This window comes from Glutamicibacter sp. NPDC127525, from assembly GCF_042672105.1.
Classification (GTDB): Bacteria; Actinomycetota; Actinomycetes; order Actinomycetales; family Micrococcaceae; genus Glutamicibacter.
Genome location: NZ_JBHXVN010000006.1, coordinates 184,947 through 207,190, shown reverse-complemented (window position 1 = coordinate 207,190; position 22,244 = coordinate 184,947). Strand labels below are relative to the sequence as shown.

The window sequence follows — 22,244 nt, the reverse complement described above, 5'->3', positions numbered from 1 at the left end:
CCGAAACCGGTGGAAGGGTGCGTCGGGTGGATGCCGATGGTCACGATCTTGCCGGTCGCAGCGGTGTGGATCGCTTCGCTCAGCGCGGCCTGGAACACCTCAACCGGCTCGATGACCTGGTCCGCGGCGAAGGAGCCCATGATGATGCTCGGGTCGCGGCGGTACAGGATCGCGGCGGCCAGGCCGATGGCGGCGGCCGAGTCGCGCGGCTCCGGCTCGAGCACCAGGTCCTCGTCGCACAGCTCGGGCAGCTGGGACACTACGGCTCCGCGGTGCGCACGCCCGGTGACCACCATGATCCGTTCGCCGGCCAACGGAACCAGACGGTCATAGGTGGCGCGGATCAGCGTGGATCCGGAGCCGGTCAGATCGTGCAAAAACTTCGGAGCGGAAGCCCTGGAGAGGGGCCACAATCGGGTGCCGACGCCGCCGGCGGGGATCACGCCGTGGAATCGGGCTAATAGGTCTGCATTCACGCCTTCCAGACTAATTCATTCGGTGGATAATCCTGTCCATTGAAACCTGTGCAACAGTTTAAATACGAAAACATCGCATGAGGTATTACGGGCGGGATTTCGGCCTTTTAGCGCATAATTACCCCTTTTCGGTGAACATGCTCACAGGAACGAGACACGAAATAGATTGGAGCTAGCCAAGTGGTTTAGACTCGCACAAGGAACGCTCGCACAAGTGCGTCAAATCTCATTGTGTGCAATATACACATGCGCCGTTGCGAGCCTTGGAGGTTTAGTTCAGTGTCGAAGACTTCGTCAGGCACCCTATACCGCGGCCATGAAGGCATGTGGTCCTGGGTGGGACACCGAGTCACCGGTGTCGTTATTTTTCTTTATCTGCTGGTGCACGTGCTCGATACGGCCATGGTCCGTGTCGATGCCGGCGCCTACGACGCAATCATTAGCACCTACCAGACCCCGTGGATGGCACTTGGTGAAACCGGTCTGGTTGCAGCAATCCTCTTCCACGCATTCAACGGTCTGCGCTTGATCCTGGTCGACTTCTGGAAGCAGGGTACCAAGTACCAGCGCCAGTTGCTCTGGGGCGTCTTGATCCTCTGGGTCATCGTCTTTGCGGGCTTCGCCATCCGTCACCTGTCGATCGCATTTGGGAGCCACTAAGCCATGAGCGTTTCTATTCCTGCTCCTCGCAGCCAGCGCATTGATCCAAAGTACAAGCGCGGACCAAAGTCCCGCGGAAGCTTCGAAATGCTGGCATGGCTGTTCATGCGCCTCTCCGGCGTCGTGCTGATCGTCCTGATCTTCGGCCACCTGATCTCCAACCTGATGGTCGGCGAAGGCATCTCCGGCATCAGCTTCGGCTTCGTGGCCGGCAAGTGGGCCTCGCCGCTGTGGCAGTTCTGGGATCTGGCCATGCTGTGGCTGGCCATGCTGCACGGCACCAACGGCGTGCGCACCATCATCAACGACTACGCAGAGAAGCACGCTACCCGTGCATGGCTCAAGGGCATCCTGTACGTCGCCACGATCTTCATCATCGTGCTTGGTTCCCTGGTGATCTTCACCTTCGATCCATGCGTCGCCGGCAGCCAGCTGCCGCAGTGCTAATTGGAACTCCCCTAGTTCCAGCCAATAGCCACACAGATTTTTAGAAAAGAGAGCATCAAGAATGCAGGTACATAAGTACGACGTTGTTATCGTCGGTGCCGGTGGTGCAGGCATGCGTGCAGCGATCGAATCCGGTCAGCGCGCACGCACCGCAGTGCTAACCAAGCTTTACCCAACCCGCTCGCACACCGGTGCGGCCCAGGGCGGCATGTGCGCAGCACTTGCCAACGTCGAGGAAGACAACTGGGAGTGGCACACGTTCGACACCATCAAGGGTGGCGACTACCTGGTTGACCAGGACGCAGCCGAGGTCATGGCCAAGGAAGCCATCGACGCCGTGCTGGACCTGGAGAAGATGGGCCTCCCATTCAACCGAACCCCAGAGGGCAAGATCGACCAGCGCCGCTTCGGCGGCCACACCCGCGACCACGGCAAAGCCGCCGTGCGACGCGCATGCTACGCAGCTGACCGCACGGGCCACATGATCCTGCAGACCCTGTACCAAAACTGCGTCAAGCACAACGTCGAGTTCTACAACGAGTACTACGTGCTCGACCTGCTGATGGTCGAAGAAGATGCCTACCGCGAGGACGGCACCGCCTACAAGCAGAAGCGCGTTGCCGGCGTCGTCTCCTACGACCTGGCGACCGGCGAGCTGCACGTCTTCCAGGCCAAGTCGGTCATCTTCGCCTCGGGCGGCGCCGGCAAGGTCTTCAAGACCACCTCCAACGCGCACACCCTGACCGGTGACGGCATGGGCATCGCCTTCCGCTCGGGCCTGCCGCTGGAGGACATGGAGTTCTTCCAGTTCCACCCAACGGGCCTTGCCGGACTGGGCATCCTGCTCACCGAGGGCGCACGTGGCGAAGGCGCGATCCTGCGCAACTCGGATGGCGAGCGCTTCATGGAACGCTATGCGCCGACCATCAAGGACCTCGCACCACGTGACATCGTGGCCCGCGCGATGGCCAACGAAGTCCGCGAAGGCCGCGGTTGCGGCCCGAACAAGGACTACGTGCTGCTGGATCTGACCCACTTGGAACCAGAGCACATCGAATCCAAGCTGCCGGACATCACCGAGTTCGCCCGCACCTACCTGGGTGTCGAGCCATTCACCGATCCGGTGCCCGTCTACCCCACTGCGCACTACGCAATGGGTGGCGTTCCAACCAACATCAACACCGAAGTGCTGCAGGACAATGACACCGTCATTCCTGGCCTGTTCGCTGCCGGCGAGGTTGCTTGCGTATCGGTCCACGGCTCGAACCGCCTGGGCACCAACTCGCTGCTGGACATCAACGTGTTCGGCAAGCGCGCCGGCGTTGCCGCTGCCGAGTACTCCAAGACCGCCGACTTCGTCGAGCTGCCGGAGAACCCGGAAGCATTCGTCACCGCGCAGATCGAAGGCGTGCTGAGCGGCAACGGCACCGAGCGCGTCTCGGACCTGCGCTCGATCCTGCAGGAAACCATGGACGCCAACGTCCAGGTATTCCGCGACGAGCGTTCGCTGAAGGAAGCGCGCGACGTGATCGAGGATCTGCGCCTGCGCTACAAGAACATCAGCATCCAGGACAAGGGCAAGCGCTTCAACTTGGATCTGCTCGAAGCCATCGAGCTGGGCTTCCTGCTCGACTTGGCCGAGGTCATCACCGTTGCTGCATTGCACCGCAAGGAATCCCGCGGCGGCCACTACCGCGAGGACTTCCCAGACCGCGACGATGAGAACTTCATGAAGCACTCGATGTCCTACCGTGACGCAGAAGCCGTCACCGAGGACATCAAGGGCATCCGCATGGAGACCAAGCCAGTGGTCTTTACCCGTTACCAGCCAATGGAGCGTAAGTACTAATGAGCACCGAACTGCCAGAACCACCGTCAAAGATCGACCTGAAGCCAGGCGTTGGCGGCGGCGGAGAGATCCCGAGCTTCGACATCACCCTGCGCGTTCGCCGCTACCTGCCAGAGGCTACTGCGGACGCATACTGGGAAGATTTCAAGCTGACCATGTACGGCACCGACCGCGTGCTGGACGCCCTGCACAAGGTCAAGTGGGAGCAGGACGGCTCGCTGTCGTTCCGCCGCTCCTGCGCCCACGGCGTGTGCGGTTCCGATGCCATGCGCATCAACGGCCGCAACCGCCTGGCCTGCAAGACCCTGCTCAAGGACCTGGACACCTCCAAGCCGATCACCGTTGAAGCCATCAAGGGCCTGCCTCTTGAAAAGGACCTCATCGTCGACATGGAACCGTTCTTCCAGTCCTACCGCGAGATCATGCCATTCCTGATCTCCAAGGGCCACGAGCCAACCAAGGAACGCTACCAGTCCGCCGAGGATCGCGAGATCTTCGACGACACCACCAAGTGCATCCTGTGCGCTGCTTGCACCAGCTCCTGCCCGGTGTTCTGGACCGATGGCCAGTACTTCGGCCCGGCCGCGATCGTCAACGCCCACCGCTTCATCTTCGACTCGCGCGATGATGCAGGCGACATGCGCCTGGAGATCCTGAACGACAAGGAAGGCGTGTGGCGCTGCCGCACCACCTTCAACTGCACCGAAGCATGCCCACGCGGCATCCAGGTGACCAAGGCTATCGCCGAGGTCAAGCAGGCAATTCTGGCGCGCACCGTCTAAGGACGCGCTGAGGGCCCGAACCGTTCAACGGTTCGGGCCCTTTTTGCATCCCTTCAACGCCCCCGCCTCGCGTGGCATGATGGGCAGTACTCGCCCTTTTCCCAATGCACCACATAGCTGAGGAGCAAACATGGCCAGTGAAGAAACCACCTCGACAACCCAAGCAGGAATCCCGGCAGCCAGCGACCGCAACTCGCTGACGGTGGGCGCCAACGGCCCCATCGTGCTGCACGATCATCATCTGGTCGAGACCCTGCAGCATTTCAACCGGATGAACGTTCCCGAGCGCCGCCCGCATGCCAAGGGTTCCGGAGCCTTCGGCGAATTCGAAACCACCGAGGACGTATCCCGGTACACCAAGGCGGCCCTGTTCCAGCCTGGCGTGAAAACCGAAACGCTGATGCGTTTCTCCACCGTTGCCGGCGAGCTCGGCTCTCCCGACACCTGGCGCGATGTGCGCGGCTTCTCGATGAAGTTCTACACTTCCGAAGGCAATTTCGATCTGGTCGGGAACAACACGCCGGTGTTCTTCGTGCGCGACCCGATGAAGTTCCCGCACTTCATCCGCTCCCAGAAGCGGCTGCCCGATTCGGGGCTGCGCGATGGAACCATGCAGTGGGACTTCTGGACGCAGAATCCGGAATCCGCCCACCAGGTCACCTACATCATGGGCCAGCGCGGCCTGCCCAAGACCTGGCGCGAAATGAACGGCTACGGCTCGCACACCTACATGTGGGTCAATGCTGCCGGAGAGAAATTCTGGGTCAAGTACCATTTCCTGAACAAGCAGTCCGAGAAGTTCGAGACCATGCGCGGGGCGCAGGCCGAGGCACTGGCCGGATCCGACGCCGACTTCCACCGTCGCGACCTGTTCGATGCCATCAAGGCCGGAAATTTTCCCCAGTGGGACCTGTACGTGCAGATCATGCCCTACGAGGAAGCCAAGACCTACCGGTTCAACCCCTTCGACCTGACCAAGGTCTGGTCCAAGAAGGACTATCCGCGCATCAAGGTCGGCACCATGACGCTGAACCGGAACCCGGAGAACTTCTTCGCGCAAATCGAGCAGGCCGCATTCTCCCCCGGGAACATGGTCCCGGGCATGGGGATGAGTCCTGACAAGATGCTGCTGGGACGCAATTTCGCGTACGCGGATGCGCAGCGCTACCGCATCGGCACCAACTTCCAGCAGCTGCCGGTGAACAAGCCCAAGTGCCCGGTCCACTCGTACAACTTCGAGGGGAGCATGACCTACGATCACACCGGGGATCGCAGCGTCTATGCGCCGAACTCCTTCGGGGATTCATGGAGCGATGAAACCGGACCTGCGGAAAATTCCTTCGAGTCCGACGGCGAGCTGGTCCGCGAGGCCTACACGCTGCGCAAGGACGATGGGGACTTCGTACAACCCGGCATCCTGGTCCGCGAGGTGATGGATGATGCCCAGCGCGCCGAACTGGTGGACACCGTCACCGGGGCGCTGGATGGGGTCATCGAGCCGGTGCTGTCCAACGCGATCCAATACTGGAAGAACATCGACGCCGATACCGGAGCGAAGATCGAGGCCAACGTCCGCCAGAAGTGACTCGCCAGCCGACACGGAAAACGCCAGCCGCGAGGCTGGCGTTTTCTGCAGGGTGAACTAGGCAAGCGAGGAACCCAGCGGAATCTGCTCGCTGAAGTTCCAATCCCCGCCACGGGTATCGAACAAATGGATACGATCCGCTGCGAAGGACAGGTGCGCCTCGCCCAATGCTGCCTGCGCGGCGTCCAATTGCCGTGCAGCCACGTTCTGCGCGATGGTCAAGTGCGGATGGTAGGCGAAAGCCGATTCGTGCCTCAGCGCGTCGCCCAGCAGCGCGCGGTGCAGCTTCCAGCATTCGTCCGCTCCGGTTTCCAGCGGCAGGAAGACTACTTCGCTGGCCGGCCGGAAGGTCCGGGCCGGACCCAGATGGATGGCGAAGGGCTCCGCCGTGGCGGCTACCCGGCGCACCTGGGCAGCCGCCTTCTCCCAGGAATTCAGGTACGACCCGGACACCAAGGTGATATGCGGGGCAATCGGCGCGGTGGCCTCTCCCCCGTATTCCTGGCGCCACGCGCGCAGAGTCTCGCGGTGCGGCTGCGGCACCGGGATCACCACGCCCAGGGTGTACTCGAAAACCATTGGCTCTTAGACTCCCAGCGGCGGCAGGAAGCCGACCTTCTGGTAGACATCGGCAACGGTCTTCGACGCGACGACGCGCGCCTTGGCCGCACCGGCAAGCAGCAGGCGATCCAGCTCCGCCGGATCATCGAGCAGCTCCAGGGTACGGGTGCGGATGGGAGCCAGCTGCTCCACCACGGCTTCTGCCACAGCCACCTTCAGATGCCCGTACATCTTGCCTTCGAACTCGTTGACCAGTTCTGGCACATGCTTGCCGGTCACGGCAGCCAGGATATCGAGCAGGTTCGAAACGCCCGGCTTCTCGGCCTTGTCGTAGGCCACGACGGACCCGGCGTCGGTCACCGCGGACTTGATGCGCTTGGCGATCAGCTTCGGCTCATCCAGGACGTTGATCAAGCCGGCAGGGGATTCGGCGGACTTGGACATCTTCGAGGTCGGGTTCTGCAGGTCGTAGATGCGTGCGCCCTCCTTGGGGATGAACGCCTCCGGCACGGTGAAGGTCTGCCCGAAACGGTGGTTGAAGCGCTTGGCCAGATCGCGGGCCAGCTCCACATGCTGGCGCTGGTCATCGCCTACCGGGACCCCTTCGGGCTGGTAGAGCAGGATGTCCGCGGCCATCAGGACCGGGTAGGTGAACAGCCCGACGCTGGCGGCATCCGCGCCGCCCTTGGAGGACTTGTCCTTGAACTGGGTCATGCGGCTGGCTTCGCCGAAACCGGTGATGCAGTTCAGCACCCAGGCCAGCTGCGCATGCTCGGGGACCTGCGACTGGACGAACAGGGTGGACTTGTCCAGGTCGATGCCGCCGGCGATGAACTGCGCAGCGGTCTTTCGGGTACGCGCGCGCAGCTCCGCCGGATCCTGCGAGACGGTGATCGCGTGCATATCCGGGATGAAGAAGAATGCGTCGTGGTCATCCTGGGTCTTGACCCAATTGACCAGCGCGCCCAGGTAGTTGCCCAGGTGCAGCGAATCGCCCGATGGCTGCATTCCGGACAGGACGCGGGGACGGGTTGTTTCCATGGTTTTCCTTAGAACTGGTAGTCGACGACCAGCGGTGCATGGTCGGAGAAGCGCAAATCGTAGGCCGAGGCACGGTCTACGTGGGACTTGATGGCCTTGGCGGCTAGCGCCGGAGTGGCCATGTGGTAGTCGATGCGCCAACCTGCGTCGTTGTCGAAGGCCTGTCCGCGGAAGGACCACCAGGTGTACGGTCCCTGCACGTCGCCGGCCAGCTCGCGCGCCACATCCTTGTAGCCGATCTCACCGAAGAACCCGTCGAAGTAGGCGATCTCCTCGTCCATCACGCCGGCGCGCTTGTTGTGGTTCGGCTTCCAGTTCTTGATGTCCTTTTCGGTGTGCACGACGTTCAGGTCGCCTACCACCAGGACGTGGTCCTTCTCGTTCTTCAATTCCACCAGGCGCACGTTCATGCGCTGCAGGAAACGGTACTTGTCTTCCTGCTTCTGGGTGCCCAGCTCGCCGGAATGGACGTAGGCCGAGACGACGGTGAAGCTCTCGCCGTTGATATCGAAGTCCGCCTCGACCCAGCGGCCGGATTCGGCGAAGTAGTCCTCGCCGATGTGCTCGCGCACGGCTACCGGCTCGGTGCGCGAGAGGACGGCGACGCCTGCGCGGCCCTTGTCCTTGGCCTCGGCATGCAGGATATGCCAACCCTCGCCAATCAGGTCGCGCAGGATCTTGTCCGGTGCGCGTACTTCCTGCAGGCACAGGATGTCCACGTCACGGGCGGCGATCCAGCCCGCCATATTGCGCTTGTAGGCCGCGCGAATGCCGTTGACGTTGACCGACGCGACGCGCAGCGCGCCGGCGTCCTTGTTGAGAATTTCCACACTGGTAGGTATCACTGTTCCAGCTTACAAAATTATGCGATCGATTACGCGCTGATCTGGCCTGCGCCGGAACACGGGCAACGAAAAAGGGCAACGCTTGCGCGTTGCCCTGGACAATTAGTCGATGATTTCGCCATCCATCGGCTTGGCCGGCTTGATCATGTCCCGCGCATTCGTCGCGGTCATCTGGATCGTCTCCAGTGCCCGGTCGATCATGCCCTCGTGATCCTCGCCCCGGCTCTGGCGCTGTTCGGCGATCACGCGTGCCTGGACCTGGACGATCTTGAACGAGTGATCCAGCTTCATGTCGCGCTGGCTGGTGGCTTCGTCAACCACCACGGTGCCGGGCTGGGCGCGCGGGGTGGCCGCCGCGGTGGCTTCGCGCAGCGAGTTGTTGATCTTCTCGGCGCCCCGCTTGAGGCCGAACATCATGAATGCGGCCAGCAGCAGCCAACCGGCGGAGATGACGACTACAAACCAGCCGACGATGTGGTTGGAGTTGGCAGCGAATACCACTGCCACCAGAAGGACGATGACCATGACGGACATTGCCAAAGTTGATGCGTTCAGGGTGACTTTCCTGCCCTGCTTCGCGCTGCTGCCTAGAGGTTCCATGCCGTCAATTCTCGCATCATTACCCCGCTTCAAGCCAATTGGAACCGTGCCCTTTCGCCCACAGCGTGGCTAGCCGAACAGGCTGTGCAGGTCCTGCCCGGAAAGGCTCGCGCGAATCAGCAGGTATCCGCCGATGCCCACCACCCAGCCAAGGGTTTCCTGGGCGTATGCCGAGGCCTTGGCCCCCATTTTCTGCAACCAGGCCTCGATGCGCGGCCCGGCGAGCGCAAGCGCGCCAACCAGCACCAATGCCGGGACGATCATCACCAGGCAGTAGCCGATCAGCGCGAGCAGCTGCAGGCCGGTGCCCCAGCCGGCGCCCTGCATGACGCCAACGGCTGCGAGGTAGGGAAGCATCGTGGGAAGTTCCAGCAGGCTGGCGAACAGGGCCAGGGCAATCAACCCGGTGCGGGTATCCAGCGCAGTGCCCAAGCGGCTACGCAGGCGCAGCGGCACCTGTTCGGTTGCATCCGCCGGTTCCGGCGCTGCCGGTGCCGCGCCGCTATGCGCGATGGCTTTCTTCCGTGCGCTGGCTTCCTTCTGCGCATCGGTGCGGTAGGTGAGCGCCCAGATGATCATCAGCGCCCCGGCGGCCATTCCTGCCAGCCGGAAGAACCGGTGCTCGAAGATGGCCGGGTCGATGAGCAGCAACCCGCTGCGCAGCAGCACGCCGATGACCCAGTAGAAGCCGGCGATCACCAGCAGATAGGCCAGGACCTTGGCAATGGCCGCGCGGCGTCCCCGCAGCAGCAGCCACAGCGGAATGACCAGGGTGCCGATGCTGGTCGAATCGATCAGCGCCAGGATGAGAAGGGATAGTTCGGGATTGCTTGTCATGATGTCCATGGGTTCCACTGTTCCGCGGCCTGCCGGATCGCGGTATCGGCCAGTGGGCTGCGCCTTCTCCTCCTTAAGGGGGATACCGGCGGGCAGCCAGTTCGGGGATGCTGGAAGCATGGACTTCATTCGGCGGATGGGCAGCGGCGACAAGGAACCCGAGGTCGTCGGCACCTATCTGGTGCTCACCGCCATCTTGTATCTTTCGGGACTGGCCAATCCCCCATGGTTCGCGATCCGCGGGTACGAATGGATCGTCTTGCTGCTCATCGGCTTGGCCGCTGTGCTGGTCCGTCGCCGTTTTCTCGTAGCCAGCTCCGTGGCCATGCTGTTCGCCGGGGCCGGCTTGCTGGCCGTGGGAAGCCTTGGCGGGTACTTCCTGGTCTTCGAATGCGTCTTCGGGTTGTTCCTGCTCGGTTCGGTGCGCACGCGGACGGTGGCGCTGGCGCTGCTGTGCCTGGCGGCCATCTCGCTGGCCATCGCCGCCTGGCTGGTCACCGGGAATCCGCAGGAGGTGGTGCTGGCCCTGCTCATGGCCGGCTTCATCCTCTTCACCCCGATGCTCTGGGCGGAGAATGTGCGCACCGCCAAGGAGCTGGCCAAGGCCGAAGCCCAGCGGGCAGAGGCTGTGCAGTCGGCGGCCGATGCCCGCGAGGACCAGCTGGTCGCCGAGCACGACTTTTCCCGCGTCCAGGAGCGCACTGCGCTGGCCCGCGAGATGCATGACGTGCTCTCGGCCAGGTTCTCGTCAATCGCCCTGCTCTCCGGCGCCCTGCTTCCGGCCGCACCCCAGGAGGTGCGGGCTCCGTTGCAGAGCATCCGCGATGAGTCGGTGTCCGGCTTGGAAGACATGGCCGCGATGGTGCGGATGCTGCATGCCGGGGGCCCTGCGCTGCAGGCGCGGATCGAGGATCTGCCTGAGCTGGTGGCCGGATTCGGCAGCCCGGTGCGCTGGGAGTACCGGGTCGCGCATCCGCAGCGCTTCAGCCCTGCGGTGCATACCGCCGCGCACCGCACGGTCTGCGAGCTGCTGGTCAACCACGCCAAGCATGCGCCGGGCACTACCCTGGAACTGAGCGTGGTCCAGGACAAGGGCCTGGCGATCACGGCGAGCAATGGCCTGCGGCACGATGCCAGCCGCGGCCCGGGGGCGGGCACCGGGCTGGAGAATATCCGCACCCGCGTCGCCGCGCTCGATGGCCGGTTCGGGGTACGCACCGGCCCGGATTTCGAGGTGCGCGTGGAATTCCCCGGACCAATTGAAGCAATGGAGAAGCCGTGAAAGTCCTGATCGTCGATGACCATGCGACCGTGCGCATGGGGATCCGGCTGGTGCTGCAGGCCGCGGAAGACCTGGAAGTCGTGGGCGAAGCGGCCGACGGGCGATCGGCCATTTCCATGGCCCGTGCCCTGTCCCCCGACGTCATCCTGATGGACCTGCGCATGCCGGTGCTCGATGGCATCGAGGCCACCAAGGCACTGCATGGCAGCTGCCGCGTCGTGGTGCTCACGACCTTCGATGACGACCAGTACCTTTTTGGCGCACTGCAGGCCGGGGCGCACGGGTTCCTGCTCAAGAGCGCCGAACCGCAGGCGATCATCATGGGCGTGCGTGCCGCGGCCCGCGGCGAATCCGTGCTGGATCCGCAGGTGACCTCGCGGATCCTGGCCCGGGCGCTGTCGCCGGAACCCGGCACCGCGAAGCTGCCCGATGGCTTGACCGGCAGGGAACGCGAGGTGCTCGACGGGTTGGCCGAAGGGCTGAGCAACCCGCAATTGGCGCAGCGGCTGGGCATCGGGCAGAGCACTGTGAAGACGCATGTCTCCCAGGTGCTGGCCAAGCTCGGGGTCTCGACCCGGCTGCAGGCGGCGAAGATCGCCTACGCGGCTACCAGCTCACCAGGCAGAACGGGTGGTCCTGCGGGTCCAAATAGACCCTGAAGGTCTTGGACCCTTCGCCGGTCGAGCGAGCACCGAGGTGCAGCACCTGTTCTTCGGCCAGGTCCAGGTCGGCGACTTTCACGTCGATATGCGCCTGTTGCGGGTGCACATGCCCAGGCCACTGCGGGGCCACGTACGGGCTGACCGCCTGGAAGGCGAGCGCAGGATGGTCCGGCGCATCGCCAATGGAAACCCAGTCGGGCTCGTTGTCGATGCGCACCATCCCGAGGAGCTGTTCATAGAATCCGGCCAGTGCATCGGGGTCCTCGCAGTCGATGACCATGGCCTGCCACGTGCCAATCATGTGGCCATTATGCGCGCCCCGGGGGTGCGCGTCTACCAGGACTCAGCCATTGCGCAGGTGCAGTGGTCGATCAGCGCCTGGACGCGGGCCGGGATCTGGACCCCCTTGGGCGTGATCGCCACGACCGCGTTCGGGTAGTTGGGGGCCTTGAGCTCGCGGAAGGCCAGCGGGCGGCCCTCGATGGAGACCTCGGCATTGTTCGGGCGGCGCATGAGCAGCCCGTAGCCCAGGCCGCGGCCCACCATCGCGGAGACCAGGATCATCTGCGGGACCGAGGCAGCGATCCTGGGCTGCAGGCCCTGGGAGGCGAAGAGCTGCTGCTGGTGCTCGGTGCTCGGGTCGGACTCGTAGATGATCAGCGATTCGTCGACCAAGTCGGCCAATTCCAGCGGCCGGGCGAGGTTGGCCAGCCGGTGCTCGGGATGCAGCACGACCTGCATCTCGGTCTGGTAGATCCTCTGCTTGTCCATGTCCGCGGGCAGCTGCAGGTCATAGACGAAAGCAACATCGATCTCGCCCTCTCGCAGGGCCGGCAGCAAGTCCTCGTGGGTGCCTACGCGCACATCGAGCTGCACCTCGGGGTGGTCGAACCCTTCCAGCGTGGCCGGAATCAGGTGCGGAGAGAGCGAAGCGAAGCAGCCGAAGCGCACCGGCCCGCGCAGCGCTCCTTCGGTTTGCGGGAATGTTGCACGCAATTCGCCGACATCGGAAAGGATCTTCCGGGCCATGGCGGCGAAGTGCTGACCCGAAGCGGTGAGCCGGATCCCGTGGGCCTTGCGGCGCAGGCACAAGGTCTCCCCGGCATGCTTCTCGATGGCGGTAATTGCCTGCGACAAGGCCGATTCCGAGATTCTCAATTCGCTGGCCGCCGAACCGAGCGTGCTGTGGGCGGGAAGTTCAGCCATGATTTCCAGATGGCGCATCGAATACATAAGCCAGCCTTCAGAAGTTTTGCAGATATTTGAAGTTTACCTTACTTGTGCTTGGTGCCACACTGGAGTGACCCAAAACTCAGGTGCCAGTGATCGACGCCTCGGTACCACTCGCAAGGGAAGCACTATGACACAATCCAAGGCCGCCAAGGCCAACCAGCGCCGCGTAGCTTTCGCGACGGTCATCGGAACCACCGTGGAGTGGTACGACTTCTTCATCTACGCCACCGCAGCAGGCCTGGTCTTCAGCCAGCTGTTCTTCGAACCAGCAGGCCAGGAGATCGCGCTGCTGATCTCCTTCGCCTCGGTCGGCCTGTCCTTCCTCTTCCGCCCGCTGGGCGCATTCCTGGCCGGGCACTTCGGCGACAAGATCGGCCGCCGTGCGATGCTGGTCCTGACCCTGGCGCTGATGGGTGCAGCCACCACGCTGATCGGCGTGCTGCCGACCTACGAGACCGCAGGCATCTGGGCGCCGATCATGCTGCTGCTGCTGCGCATCCTGCAGGGCATCTCCGCTGGCGGCGAATGGGGCGGCGCAGTGCTGATGGCCGTCGAGCACGCCTCCGATGGCCACCGCGGCCGCGCAGGCTCCTACCCGCAGGTGGGCGTGCCGCTGGGCATGCTGCTGGCCTCGGGCACCATGGCGCTGATGACCGGGGTGATCTCCCCCGGCGATGCGTTCCTCGAATGGGGCTGGCGCGTTCCGTTCCTGGTGTCGATTATCCTGATCGCCGTCGGCTACTTCGTGCGCCGCTCGGTGGACGAGTCCCCGGTCTTCGAGGAAATCAGCGAGAACAAGGCGCAGACCGCCGTGCCGATCCTGGTGCTGTTCAAGAAGCACTGGCCACTGGTGCTCATTGCCGCGCTGGTCTTCGCCGGCAACAACGCCGCAGGCTACATGACCACCGGCGGCTTCTTCCAGGCCTACACCACCAACCCTGATGGCCCGGTCGGGCTGGAGCGCACCGACGTGCTGGTCGCCGTGGCCTTCGGCGCCGCCGTATGGCTGGTCATGACCCTGGTCGCTGGCCTGCTGGCCGACAAGATCGGGCGCAAGCGCACCTACCAGATCGGCTTCATTATTCTGGCAGCTTCGCTCTTCCCGGTCTTCGCACTGGTCAACTCCGGCTCGCTGGGCCTGCTCTACCTGGCCTTCGGCCTGTTCTCCATCGGACTGGGGCTGACCTACGGCCCGCAGGCGGCGCTCTACTCGGAGCTGTTCCCGGCCTCGGTACGCTTCTCCGGCGTCTCGATCTCCTACGCGATCGGCGCGATCGTCGGCGGCGCATTCGCGCCGACCATCGCCCAGGCGCTGGTGCAAGCAACCGGTGGCACCACCGCGGTGGCGATCTACCTGCTGGTTGTCGTCACGATTTCCTTCACCGCGGTCAGCATGATCCGCGACCGCTCGGGCATCGACCTGTCCTTCCGCAACCAAGCGGAGCAGGAAGTCGGCGCGCTGGTCTTCGACAAGCGCCGCGCTGATGCTGTGAAGGCTACCCAGGACGCCTAGGCGCTGCAAGCATAAGCCCGATGGCCCGTTTCCGAACGGGCCATCGGGCTTTTCTATTTCAGCTTGGTGCGCACCACATCCAGTCGTTTGCGGAACTCGGTCTATTCGATCTCGCCGCGGGCATTGCGTTCGCGCCGCACCGATTCGGCGCCGGCCGCAGCGCGGGCCACATGCCGTCGGCGGGCTGCGAAGATGATTGCACCGATCAGTCAGGATCCAGAAGGTCGGGGCTACCAGCCCGGGCCGTGCCCATGAATGCCGCGGGCAAGCACCAGCCGTTCCCCTCCTCGTCGCGCTCGTGGCGTTGGCGTTCGGCCGCTGTCTTAATGCAGTCCTCCCAGCGGCTGCGCCCCAAGCCCACCAGCGGCACCGAGGATACTCCGGGCGTTGGCCTTGCGGCATTGGCCCGCGGATGCGGGTGCCTGCTCCGCCAGACAGTAGCCCGGTCAGTGAGCGGGGTTCGTCGAATGCAGTTCTAGTGCCAGGTCATGCATGGCGGTGGCCGCCTTGGACGGGGCGACGGCGCGGGGGCGGGCCAGTGCGACGCGCACCGTTCGGGCCACCGGGTGGATAGGGCGCACCACCAGGTCCAGCCCCTCGTAGGAAACATCCACCGCCGGGCGCTGGACCAGCACCGCGTAGCCGAGCCCGCGGGCCACCATGGAGCGGGTCACCTCGAAGTCGGCGGTGCGGTAGCGGATCCACGGCTCGACCCCGGCGGATTCGAACAGGTTCTGCGTGTGCTCGCGGCTCGGCGGGACATCCAGCAGGATCATCGGCTCGCTGGCCAGCCGCACCAGCGGCACCTTCGGCTCTTCGGCCAGCGTATGCCCCGCGGGCAGCAGCACATAGGGTTCGGTGCGGAACAGTTGGGTGCGCTCGATGCCTTCGGGCAGGCCGAAGTCGTAGACGAAGGCCAGATCCAGCGTCCCGGCGGCCAGCATCTGGAAGATCTCCTGCTGCGTGCCGGCGAAGAAATCGACTTCCACCTGCGCGTAGCGCTGCCCGTATTCGGCGAGCAGCTCCGGAAGCACCGTGGGCGCCAGCGACGAGTAGCAGCCCACCCGAACCTTTCCGGCCAGCACTTCCCCGGCACCGCTGGCCATTTGCTCCAGGTCCCTGGAGGCCTGCAGGATTCCCTGTGCCTCGTCCAGCACGTAGCGCCCGGCCGGGGTCAGGCTCACGCCATGGGCCTTGCGCCGGATGGTCAGCTGCGTGTTCAGCACGCGTTCAAGCTCGTTGAGCCCGCCGGTCACCGCGGAGGCTGACAAATTCAGTGACTGCGCGGCGGCGGTGATGGAGCCCAGCTGCCCTACGGCGGCCAGGCATTCGAGCTGACGCAGCGTAAAATTCGGCACTATTCCTCGCTTATTCAGTGGATATTCCTCGAATATAACCATTTTACCCGTGGTTATGGCCTGCCTCACACTAGTGATTGAACAAGGAACCACTAAGGAGACAGCATGAGCACCGCCCCAGCGACCTGCCCGTTCACCGGCGCCCAGGCCACCCCCGGCACCGCACCAGTGCCGCACGCCAGCACCGAATCCGCAGTCCGCGAGGCCCCGGTCGCCGATTGGGTAAAAATCGAGGACCTGTACCGCGATCCGTTCCCGATCTACCAGCGCCTGCGCGCCGAGGCCCCGCTGCACTGGGTCCCGGCGGTGAACCGCTACATGGTGACCTCCTACGCCGCCTGCCACGAGATCGAGCAGGACGAAGCCCGCTTCTCCGCCAACGAGCGCAACTCGCTGATGAAGCGGTCCATGGGCCACTCGATGCTGCGCAAGGACAACCCGGAGCACCAGGTGGACCGCGACTCCTACGGAGCGACCCTGCGCCCGGGCACCATCAAGAAGCACTGGAACGGGATCTTCGCGCAGAACAACGAGAAGTACCTGGGCCAGCTGCTCGCCAAGGGGCCGGGTTCGGACTTCGTCTGGGACTACGCCGCACCGTACACCGCGGAGAACCTGCGGCTGATCTGCGGCTTCCACAATGCCACCCAGCAGGACATGCAGCGCTGGAGCCAGACCATGATCGACGGCACCGGCAACTACGCCGATGACCCAGAGGTCTGGGCCAAGGCAGAGGCTTCCTCGGCAGAGGTCGACGCGGCCATCGACGAGATGCTCCCCTATCTGGCGAAGAACCCGGACCACTCGCTGCTCTCCAACCTGGCCACCATGCCGATCCCGCTGGAAGCCATCCGCGCCAACCTGAAGATGACCATCGGCGGCGGGCTGAACGAGCCGCGCGACGTGCTGGCCACCACCGTTTGGGCGCTGCTGGAGAACCCCGAGCAATTGCAGGCGGTACGCCAGGACCCGGCTTTGCTCCCCAAGGCCTTCGAGGAATCGGTGCGCTGGGTCGCCCCGATCGGCATGTACCCGCGTGAAACCACCCAGGAGCTGGTGCTCGAAGGCATCAGCCTGCCAGCCGGTGCGCGCCTCGGAGTGGTGCTAGGCGCGGCCAACCGCGACCCGTTGGTCTTCGAGGATCCCGAAACGTTCAACATCTTCCGCGAGAAGAAGCCGCACCTGGCCTTCGGCGGCGGTGTGCACTTCTGCGCCGGCACCTGGATCGCCCGGGCCCAGGTGGCCCAGGTCGCCCTGCCGGCGGTCTTCGAGAAGCTGCCCAATCTGCGGTTGGATCCGGCCACCGCCAGCATCGATGCCGGCTGGGTCTTCCGCGGCATGACCAAAATGCGCGTCCTCTGGGACGCCTAATACAAGGAGCCTTCCATGCCTACCATCACCTTTGAACAGCCAAACGGCACCGCGACCGACGTCGAGGTCGCCGAAGGCGGCAACATCATGCGCGCTGCCGTCACCAACGGCATCGCCGGGATCGTCGGCGAATGCGGCGGCCAGGCCATGTGCGCCACCTGCCACGTCTACGTTAACCCCGAGGATGCAGCTGGTCTTCCAGAACTCTCGGAAGACGAAGACGAAATGCTCGACTGCACCACCGCAGAGCGCACCGCGAACAGCCGGCTGGGCTGCCAGGTTTCCCTGGGCGGCGCATTGCAGTCCATCCGCGTGGCCGTACCCTCCGAACAGGTCTGAAATGAACGAAAGCATCCTGATCATCGGCGCCGGCCACGCCGGCGTGCAGCTGGCCGAAACGCTGCGCGAGCACGGCCATGCCGGCGCCATCACCTTGGTCGACCAGGGCGCGCAACAGCCCTACCAGCGCCCTCCGCTGTCCAAGGACTTCGTGGCTTCCGCCCAGGAACCCGAGGTGCTGCCGCTGCGCTCGGAGGACTTCTACGCCCAGCAGCGCATCGAACTGCTGACCGGTGCGCGCGCCACCGCCGTTGACCGCGCCGCACGCACCGTGACCCTGTCCGACGGGCAGCAACGCGGCTATGACCGGCTGGTCTTCGCCACCGGCGCACGCAACCGGGTGCTGTCCTGCCCCGGCGCCGAGGACCCGCGGGTCATCGGGCTGCGCACGCTGCAGGACGCGGAAATCCTGCGCCGGCAGCTGGACGGCGCCCAGCGGGTCGTCGTGGCCGGTGCCGGCTTCATCGGTCTGGAGTTCGCGGCCTCGGCCCGGGCCCGCGGGATCGATGTCACGGTGCTGCACTCCGCTCCCCGGGTGCTGAACCGTTCGGTTTCCGCCCAGCTCTCCAACTGGTTCGCCCAGGCCCATCGCGGCGACGGCATCGAGCTGCGCCTGGGCGAAGGCGTGCAGTCCATTGACGTGCAGGAGGATTTGCTAGTGCAATCCTCCGCCGGGGAAAGCTGCCGGGCGGATCTGGTGGTCTACGGCATCGGCGTGCTCCCCAACATTGAGTTGGCCGAAGCATCGGGATTGGAGTGCGAGAACGGCATCCTGGTGGATGCCGCGCTGCGCACCAGCGATGAGCGCGTCTACGCGGTGGGCGACTGCGCCAATGTCGGGCGCGACGGCACGCGGGTGCGGTTGGAGTCGGTGCAGAACGCCGCGGACCAGGCGCGCAGCCTGGCCCGCACCCTGTGCGGCGAGCCCACGGCGTACTCGGAGATTGCCTGGTTCTGGAGCATCCAGGGCCGCCACCGGCTGCAAATCGCCGGGCTGGCCGAGCCCACCGACAGCAGCGTGCTGCTGGGCGACCCGGGCAGCGAAAAATTCTCCATCGCACGGCTGCGCGACGGGCAATTGGTCGCGGTGGAATCCATTAACCGTCCCGCCGACCACGCTGCCGCACGCAAGCTGCTGGCCCGCGGCGAGCGCATCACCGAAGCGATGCTCGCTGGAGCATCCCTGAAGGACCTGGCCAACGCCGCACCGGTCGCGGCCTAGCACCCCCACTACTATCCCAATGAGGTCAGCTCATGAGCACACCCACCCAGCGGCACCCCGGCACCAGCCAGCGGCGCGTCGCCTTCGCCACCGTCATCGGCACCACCATCGAGTGGTACGACTTCTTCATCTACGCCACCGCAGCGGGGCTGATCTTCGCCCACCTGTTCTTCGAACCAGCCGGCGCGCAGATCGGCCTGCTGCTCTCCTTCGCCAGCGTCGGCATTTCCTTCCTCTTCCGCCCGCTGGGCGCGTTCTTAGCCGGGCACTACGGGGACAAAATCGGCCGGCGCGCCATGCTGGTGCTCACCCTGGCCCTCATGGGCGCCTCCACCACGCTGATCGGCGTGCTGCCCACCTATGAGACCGCGGGCGTGCTGGCCCCGATCCTGCTGCTGCTCTTGCGCATCATCCAGGGCATCTCCGCCGGTGGCGAATGGGGCGGCGCGGTGCTGATGGCCGTTGAGCACGCCCCGAAGGACCGTCGCGCCCGGGCCGGCGCCTACCCGCAGCTCGGCGTGCCGCTGGGCATGCTGCTGGCCTCGGGAATGATGGCGCTGATGACCGGCGTGATCTCCCCCGGCGAGCAGTTCATGGCCTGGGGTTGGCGCGTGCCGTTCCTGCTCAGCTTCGTGCTGATCGTGGTGGGCTACTTCATCCGCCGCTCGGTGGACGAGTCCCCGGTCTTCGAGGAGATCGCGCAGAAGAAGGCACAGACCCGCGTTCCGATCGTGGTGCTGTTCAAGAAGCACTGGCTGCTGGTGCTGGTTGCCGCGCTGATTTTCGCTGGCAACAATGCCGCCGGCTACATGACCACCGGCGGATTCCTGCAGGCCTATATGACGGACCCTGAGGGGCCTGTGGGCTTCACCCGCACGCAGGTGCTGCTGGCCGTCTCCTTCGGTGCAGTCATGTGGTTCGCCTTCACCCTGCTCTCCGGGGTCGTGGCCGACAGGATCGGGCGCAAGCGCACCTACCAGATCGGCTTCATCAGCCAGCTGCTGTGCATCTTCCCGCTATTCTGGCTGGTCAACGCCGCTAGCCTGCCGCTGCTCTACGTGGCGTTCGCGTTGTTCGCCATCGGTCTGGGCTTCTCCTACGGTCCGCAGGCCGCGTTGTACTCCGAGCTGTTCCCCGCCTCGGTGCGCTTCTCCGGGGTTTCCATTTCCTACGCTTTCGGCGCGATACTGGGCGGGGCGTTCGCCCCGATGATCGCCACCGCGCTGGTGCAGGCCACCGGCGGGACCACGGCGGTCGGCTGGTACCTGTTCGCGCTTACCGCAATATCGCTGGCGGCGGTCAGCATGGTGCGTGATCGCAGCGGCATCGACTTGGGCATCGGCAACCAGGCCGAGCAGGAAGTCGGCGCGCTGGTCTTCGACAAGCGCAGCGCTGCGCAGCCCGTGCCCCAGGACGCACTGTAGGGATCAAAAAACCGGCAGCCCGCCAATGGCGGGCTGCCGGTTTCGCGTTTACTTCGCTGCGTTGCGCTCGGCGGCCTCGACCACGTTGTTCAGCAGCATGGCCCGGGTCATCGGGCCTACGCCGCCTGGGTTGGGCGAAATCCACGAGGCAACCTCGGCAGCAGCTGGATCGACGTCGCCGGTGACCTTGCCATCCACGCGGGAGACGCCCACGTCGAGCACGATCGCGCCGGGCTTGATGGCGTCGGCCTTGATGATGTGCGGCACGCCGGCGGCGGCGATGACGACATCGGCCTGGGCCAGCAGCTCGGGGAGGTTGGTGGTGCCGGTGTGGGCCAAGGTCACAGTCGCGTTCACATCGCGGCGGGTCAGCAGCAGGCCGACCGGGCGGCCAATGGTCACGCCGCGGCCCAGGACCAGCACGTGCTTACCGTTCAGGTCGATATCGTGGCGGGCCAGCAGTTCCACGCAGCCCAGCGGGGTGCATGGCAGCGGGGAGGACATCGGGCGGTTGACGTTGGCCACCAGGCGGCCCAGGTTCATCGGGTGCAGGCCGTCGGCGTCCTTCTCCGGGTCCATCGCCTCCAGGATCGTATCCGTATCGATGTGCTTGGGCAGCGGCAGCTGCACGATGTAGCCGGTGCAGTCCGGGTTCTCGTTCAGCTCGCGCACCTTGGCCAGCAGCTCGTCCTGGGTGGTTTCCTCGGGCAGGTCCACGCGGATCGACTCGATGCCCACCTCGGCGCAGTCCTTGTGCTTGCCGCCGACGTACCAGGCCGAGCCCGGGTCGTTGCCGACCAGGATGGTGCCCAATCCGGTGGTGTGCCCGGCAGCCTTGAGCTTGGCGACGCGTTCGGCCAGTTCCTGCTTGATGGCGGCCGCGGTGGCCTTGCCGTCGAGAATGCGTGCGCTCACGCTGTTCCTTCCGTAGGTGCCCTGTTCCCAAGGCGGGTGGTGTGCAAACCCAGGCGCGCGGCTCGCACGATTAGCTCCCTGGTGGTTACCCACCTAACGCCAGTCACGCGTTCCAGTGTAGCGAAAATGGCTTCGGGAATGACTTTGAAGTGCGCAGGGTTACCTTAAGCGTGTACTCGACAATCGTGATCGGCGCAGGGCAAGCAGGGCTTGCCGCCGCCTACCATCTGGCCAAGCGCGGCATCGACTTCCTGGTGCTCGATGCGAACCCTGCACCCGGCGGGGCCTGGCAGCACCGCTGGGATACCCTCACGCTGGGCGATGCGCATCATATCCACCCCTTGCCCGATTTCCCGCTTGAGGTGCAGGATTCCACCCGCCCGGCCTCGCAGGTGGTGTCCGAGTACTACGCGGAATACGAACAGCGCTTCACGTTGCCGGTACGCCACGGCGCACCGGTGACCTCGGTCGAAAAAGACGGAGAAATCTTCGTGGTGCACGCCGATGCGGATTACCGGGCACGCACCATCATCAACGCCACCGGCACCTGGTCCAATCCGTTCTGGCCGGTCTACCCCGGGCGCTTCGATGGTCCGCAGGTGCACACAAATGGCTTCGTCTCCCCGCAGCAATTCGCCGGGCAGCGCGTTTTGGTGGTCGGGGCCGGCGCCAGTGCCACCCAGTTCATCGTGCAGTTGCGCGCTGCCGGCGTGGATACCCTGTGGTCCACGCGCAGCGCACCGGACTGGCGCAACGTTCCCACCGGTGCCGAATGGGGCCAGGAAGTGGAGCGCCAGGTCAATGAGCGCACCAGTGCAGGGCTGCCGCCGAAGTCGGTGGTGGGCACCACCGGGTTGCTGCTCACCGAGAAGATGCGTGCCGGGATCGCCTCCGGGGCGCTGGTCTCGAGGGGGAAGATCGACCGGCTGGAATCCGACGCCGTCGTCTTCGCCGACGGGTCACGCGAAAAGATCGATGCGATCCTGTGGGCGACCGGCTTCCGGCATGCCCACCGGCATTTGCGCGATCTGAAACTGCACACGGCTCAAGGCGGCATCCTGATGGAGGACGGGGTAGCCGCGGTGGCGGTGCCCGGGCTGTTCTTCGTCGGCTATGGCGCGTCGGCTTCGACTTTGGGTGCTACCCGGGCCGGGAGGAAGGCCGCGCTGGCGGCCGCGCAATACGTTCAGCGGCTCGCGGTCAGCGCAACGTAGCTCACGGGATTGGCAGAACATCGCTGGC

Annotated in this window: 23 protein-coding genes; 13 read left to right on the top strand and 10 right to left on the bottom strand. The window is 64.8% G+C overall.

Features of this window, described 5'->3' with window-relative positions; translation table 11 throughout:
* A partial coding sequence (locus ACFVHU_RS15115; protein ID WP_388025143.1) for a sugar phosphate nucleotidyltransferase occupies positions 1–476 on the bottom strand: 476 nt, incomplete at its 3' end.
* A gap of 246 nt (positions 477–722) precedes the next feature.
* Between ACFVHU_RS15115 and sdhC the strand changes: the two genes are divergently transcribed.
* The 5 genes from sdhC (at position 723) to ACFVHU_RS15090 (ending at position 5,799) form a co-directional block, all read left to right on the top strand.
* Entirely contained in the window at positions 723–1,136 is a 414-nt protein-coding gene (gene sdhC, locus ACFVHU_RS15110) for a succinate dehydrogenase, cytochrome b556 subunit (RefSeq protein ID WP_388025151.1), read from the top strand.
* A gap of 3 nt (positions 1,137–1,139) precedes the next feature.
* On the top strand, positions 1,140–1,583 hold the full coding sequence (locus tag ACFVHU_RS15105; protein ID WP_105661695.1) for a succinate dehydrogenase hydrophobic membrane anchor subunit: 444 nt from the start codon (positions 1,140–1,142) through the stop codon (positions 1,581–1,583).
* Positions 1,584–1,644: 61 nt separating this feature from the next.
* Entirely contained in the window at positions 1,645–3,432 is a 1,788-nt protein-coding gene (gene sdhA, locus ACFVHU_RS15100; protein WP_105657423.1) for a succinate dehydrogenase flavoprotein subunit, read from the top strand.
* Positions 3,432–4,214 carry a succinate dehydrogenase iron-sulfur subunit gene (locus tag ACFVHU_RS15095; RefSeq protein WP_105661693.1) on the top strand — a complete coding sequence of 261 codons (783 nt, stop codon included), beginning with the start codon at positions 3,432–3,434 and terminating at the stop codon, positions 4,212–4,214. The genes sdhA and ACFVHU_RS15095 overlap by 1 nt, the downstream gene beginning before the upstream one ends.
* 130 nt (positions 4,215–4,344) lie before the next feature.
* The gene (locus ACFVHU_RS15090; RefSeq protein WP_332489296.1) at positions 4,345–5,799 is read left to right on the top strand and encodes a catalase; all 1,455 of its coding nucleotides are present in this window, start codon (positions 4,345–4,347) and stop codon (positions 5,797–5,799) included.
* A gap of 57 nt (positions 5,800–5,856) precedes the next feature.
* Here ACFVHU_RS15090 and ACFVHU_RS15085 read toward each other — a convergent pair whose 3' ends face one another.
* The 5 genes from ACFVHU_RS15085 to ACFVHU_RS15065 form a co-directional block, all read right to left on the bottom strand.
* Positions 5,857–6,378 (bottom strand): 2'-5' RNA ligase family protein, encoded by a 522-nt coding sequence (locus ACFVHU_RS15085; protein ID WP_388025140.1) that lies wholly within the window; start codon positions 6,376–6,378, stop codon positions 5,857–5,859.
* 6 nt (positions 6,379–6,384) lie between these two features.
* Entirely contained in the window at positions 6,385–7,401 is a 1,017-nt protein-coding gene (gene trpS / locus ACFVHU_RS15080) for a tryptophan--tRNA ligase (protein WP_105661690.1), read from the bottom strand.
* An 8-nt stretch (positions 7,402–7,409) separates the two neighbouring features.
* Positions 7,410–8,246: an exodeoxyribonuclease III gene (locus ACFVHU_RS15075; RefSeq protein ID WP_388025139.1), complete on the bottom strand. Its 837-nt coding sequence runs from the start codon at positions 8,244–8,246 to the stop codon at positions 7,410–7,412.
* A gap of 102 nt (positions 8,247–8,348) precedes the next feature.
* Positions 8,349–8,846 (bottom strand): hypothetical protein, encoded by a 498-nt coding sequence (locus ACFVHU_RS15070; RefSeq protein WP_388025138.1) that lies wholly within the window; start codon positions 8,844–8,846, stop codon positions 8,349–8,351.
* 69 nt (positions 8,847–8,915) lie between these two features.
* Complete coding sequence (locus tag ACFVHU_RS15065; RefSeq protein WP_388025136.1) at positions 8,916–9,692, bottom strand: GAP family protein; 777 nt, start codon at positions 9,690–9,692, stop codon at positions 8,916–8,918.
* Positions 9,693–9,801: 109 nt separating this feature from the next.
* On the opposite strand from ACFVHU_RS15065, the gene ACFVHU_RS15060 reads away from it, so the two are divergent.
* Positions 9,802–10,965, top strand: coding sequence for a sensor histidine kinase (locus tag ACFVHU_RS15060; protein ID WP_388025134.1), 1,164 nt, complete (start codon positions 9,802–9,804; stop codon positions 10,963–10,965).
* The gene (locus ACFVHU_RS15055; protein WP_388025132.1) at positions 10,962–11,624 is read left to right on the top strand and encodes a response regulator; all 663 of its coding nucleotides are present in this window, start codon (positions 10,962–10,964) and stop codon (positions 11,622–11,624) included. Before ACFVHU_RS15060 ends, ACFVHU_RS15055 begins: the two co-directional genes overlap by 4 nt.
* Here ACFVHU_RS15055 and ACFVHU_RS15050 read toward each other — a convergent pair.
* Both ACFVHU_RS15050 and ACFVHU_RS15045 read right to left on the bottom strand, forming a co-directional pair.
* Positions 11,572–11,928, bottom strand: a complete 357-nt coding sequence (locus tag ACFVHU_RS15050) for a VOC family protein (RefSeq protein ID WP_105657413.1) — start codon at positions 11,926–11,928, stop codon at positions 11,572–11,574. The genes ACFVHU_RS15055 and ACFVHU_RS15050 overlap by 53 nt on opposite strands.
* Before the next feature lie 32 nt (positions 11,929–11,960).
* On the bottom strand, positions 11,961–12,851 hold the full coding sequence (locus tag ACFVHU_RS15045; protein WP_388025149.1) for a LysR family transcriptional regulator: 891 nt from the start codon (positions 12,849–12,851) through the stop codon (positions 11,961–11,963).
* Positions 12,852–12,987: 136 nt separating this feature from the next.
* On the opposite strand from ACFVHU_RS15045, the gene ACFVHU_RS15040 reads away from it, so the two are divergent.
* Positions 12,988–14,373 (top strand): MFS transporter, encoded by a 1,386-nt coding sequence (locus ACFVHU_RS15040; protein WP_388025130.1) that lies wholly within the window; start codon positions 12,988–12,990, stop codon positions 14,371–14,373.
* A 446-nt stretch (positions 14,374–14,819) separates the two neighbouring features.
* On the opposite strand, the gene ACFVHU_RS15035 is transcribed toward ACFVHU_RS15040, so the two are convergent.
* Positions 14,820–15,731 (bottom strand): LysR substrate-binding domain-containing protein, encoded by a 912-nt coding sequence (locus ACFVHU_RS15035; protein ID WP_388025128.1) that lies wholly within the window; start codon positions 15,729–15,731, stop codon positions 14,820–14,822.
* Positions 15,732–15,836: 105 nt separating this feature from the next.
* Here ACFVHU_RS15035 and ACFVHU_RS15030 point away from each other — a divergent pair, with 105 nt between their 5' ends.
* From ACFVHU_RS15030 to ACFVHU_RS15015, 4 genes are read left to right on the top strand one after another with little or no spacing between them, the layout of a single operon-like run.
* Positions 15,837–17,102 carry a cytochrome P450 gene (locus ACFVHU_RS15030; protein ID WP_105657409.1) on the top strand — a complete coding sequence of 422 codons (1,266 nt, stop codon included), beginning with the start codon at positions 15,837–15,839 and terminating at the stop codon, positions 17,100–17,102.
* A gap of 15 nt (positions 17,103–17,117) precedes the next feature.
* The gene (locus tag ACFVHU_RS15025) at positions 17,118–17,441 is read left to right on the top strand and encodes a 2Fe-2S iron-sulfur cluster-binding protein (RefSeq protein WP_105657408.1); all 324 of its coding nucleotides are present in this window, start codon (positions 17,118–17,120) and stop codon (positions 17,439–17,441) included.
* A gap of 1 nt (position 17,442) precedes the next feature.
* On the top strand, positions 17,443–18,663 hold the full coding sequence (locus ACFVHU_RS15020; RefSeq protein ID WP_388025127.1) for an NAD(P)/FAD-dependent oxidoreductase: 1,221 nt from the start codon (positions 17,443–17,445) through the stop codon (positions 18,661–18,663).
* Between the two features lie 32 nt (positions 18,664–18,695).
* On the top strand, positions 18,696–20,087 hold the full coding sequence (locus ACFVHU_RS15015; protein WP_388025125.1) for an MFS transporter: 1,392 nt from the start codon (positions 18,696–18,698) through the stop codon (positions 20,085–20,087).
* Positions 20,088–20,135: 48 nt separating this feature from the next.
* On the opposite strand, the gene ACFVHU_RS15010 is transcribed toward ACFVHU_RS15015, so the two are convergent.
* Positions 20,136–21,002, bottom strand: a complete 867-nt coding sequence (locus ACFVHU_RS15010; protein ID WP_388025124.1) for a bifunctional methylenetetrahydrofolate dehydrogenase/methenyltetrahydrofolate cyclohydrolase — start codon at positions 21,000–21,002, stop codon at positions 20,136–20,138.
* 170 nt (positions 21,003–21,172) lie between these two features.
* Here ACFVHU_RS15010 and ACFVHU_RS15005 point away from each other — a divergent pair, with 170 nt between their 5' ends.
* Positions 21,173–22,216 (top strand): flavin-containing monooxygenase, encoded by a 1,044-nt coding sequence (locus tag ACFVHU_RS15005; protein ID WP_388025122.1) that lies wholly within the window; start codon positions 21,173–21,175, stop codon positions 22,214–22,216.
* The last annotated feature ends 28 nt before the right edge of the window (positions 22,217–22,244 follow it).

Bases quoted from the DNA above. Each gene is read 5' to 3' on its own strand.
- ACFVHU_RS15060 (WP_388025134.1), top strand. From the start codon at position 9,802: ATGGACTTCATTCGGCGGATGGGCAGCGGCGACAAGGAACCCGAGGTC.
- ACFVHU_RS15045 (WP_388025149.1), bottom strand. From the start codon at position 12,851: ATGCGCCATCTGGAAATCATGGCTGAACTTCCCGCCCACAGCACGCTC.
- ACFVHU_RS15065 (WP_388025136.1), bottom strand. From the start codon at position 9,692: ATGGACATCATGACAAGCAATCCCGAACTATCCCTTCTCATCCTGGCG.
- ACFVHU_RS15040 (WP_388025130.1), top strand. From the start codon at position 12,988: ATGACACAATCCAAGGCCGCCAAGGCCAACCAGCGCCGCGTAGCTTTC.
- ACFVHU_RS15070 (WP_388025138.1), bottom strand. From the start codon at position 8,846: ATGGAACCTCTAGGCAGCAGCGCGAAGCAGGGCAGGAAAGTCACCCTG.
- ACFVHU_RS15025 (WP_105657408.1), top strand. From the start codon at position 17,118: ATGCCTACCATCACCTTTGAACAGCCAAACGGCACCGCGACCGACGTC.
- ACFVHU_RS15050 (WP_105657413.1), bottom strand. From the start codon at position 11,928: ATGATTGGCACGTGGCAGGCCATGGTCATCGACTGCGAGGACCCCGAT.
- trpS (WP_105661690.1), bottom strand. From the start codon at position 7,401: ATGGAAACAACCCGTCCCCGCGTCCTGTCCGGAATGCAGCCATCGGGC.
- ACFVHU_RS15105 (WP_105661695.1), top strand. From the start codon at position 1,140: ATGAGCGTTTCTATTCCTGCTCCTCGCAGCCAGCGCATTGATCCAAAG.
- ACFVHU_RS15030 (WP_105657409.1), top strand. From the start codon at position 15,837: ATGAGCACCGCCCCAGCGACCTGCCCGTTCACCGGCGCCCAGGCCACC.
- sdhC (WP_388025151.1), top strand. From the start codon at position 723: ATGCGCCGTTGCGAGCCTTGGAGGTTTAGTTCAGTGTCGAAGACTTCG.
- ACFVHU_RS15095 (WP_105661693.1), top strand. From the start codon at position 3,432: ATGAGCACCGAACTGCCAGAACCACCGTCAAAGATCGACCTGAAGCCA.
- sdhA (WP_105657423.1), top strand. From the start codon at position 1,645: ATGCAGGTACATAAGTACGACGTTGTTATCGTCGGTGCCGGTGGTGCA.
- ACFVHU_RS15020 (WP_388025127.1), top strand. From the start codon at position 17,443: ATGAACGAAAGCATCCTGATCATCGGCGCCGGCCACGCCGGCGTGCAG.
- ACFVHU_RS15015 (WP_388025125.1), top strand. From the start codon at position 18,696: ATGAGCACACCCACCCAGCGGCACCCCGGCACCAGCCAGCGGCGCGTC.
- ACFVHU_RS15090 (WP_332489296.1), top strand. From the start codon at position 4,345: ATGGCCAGTGAAGAAACCACCTCGACAACCCAAGCAGGAATCCCGGCA.
- ACFVHU_RS15085 (WP_388025140.1), bottom strand. From the start codon at position 6,378: ATGGTTTTCGAGTACACCCTGGGCGTGGTGATCCCGGTGCCGCAGCCG.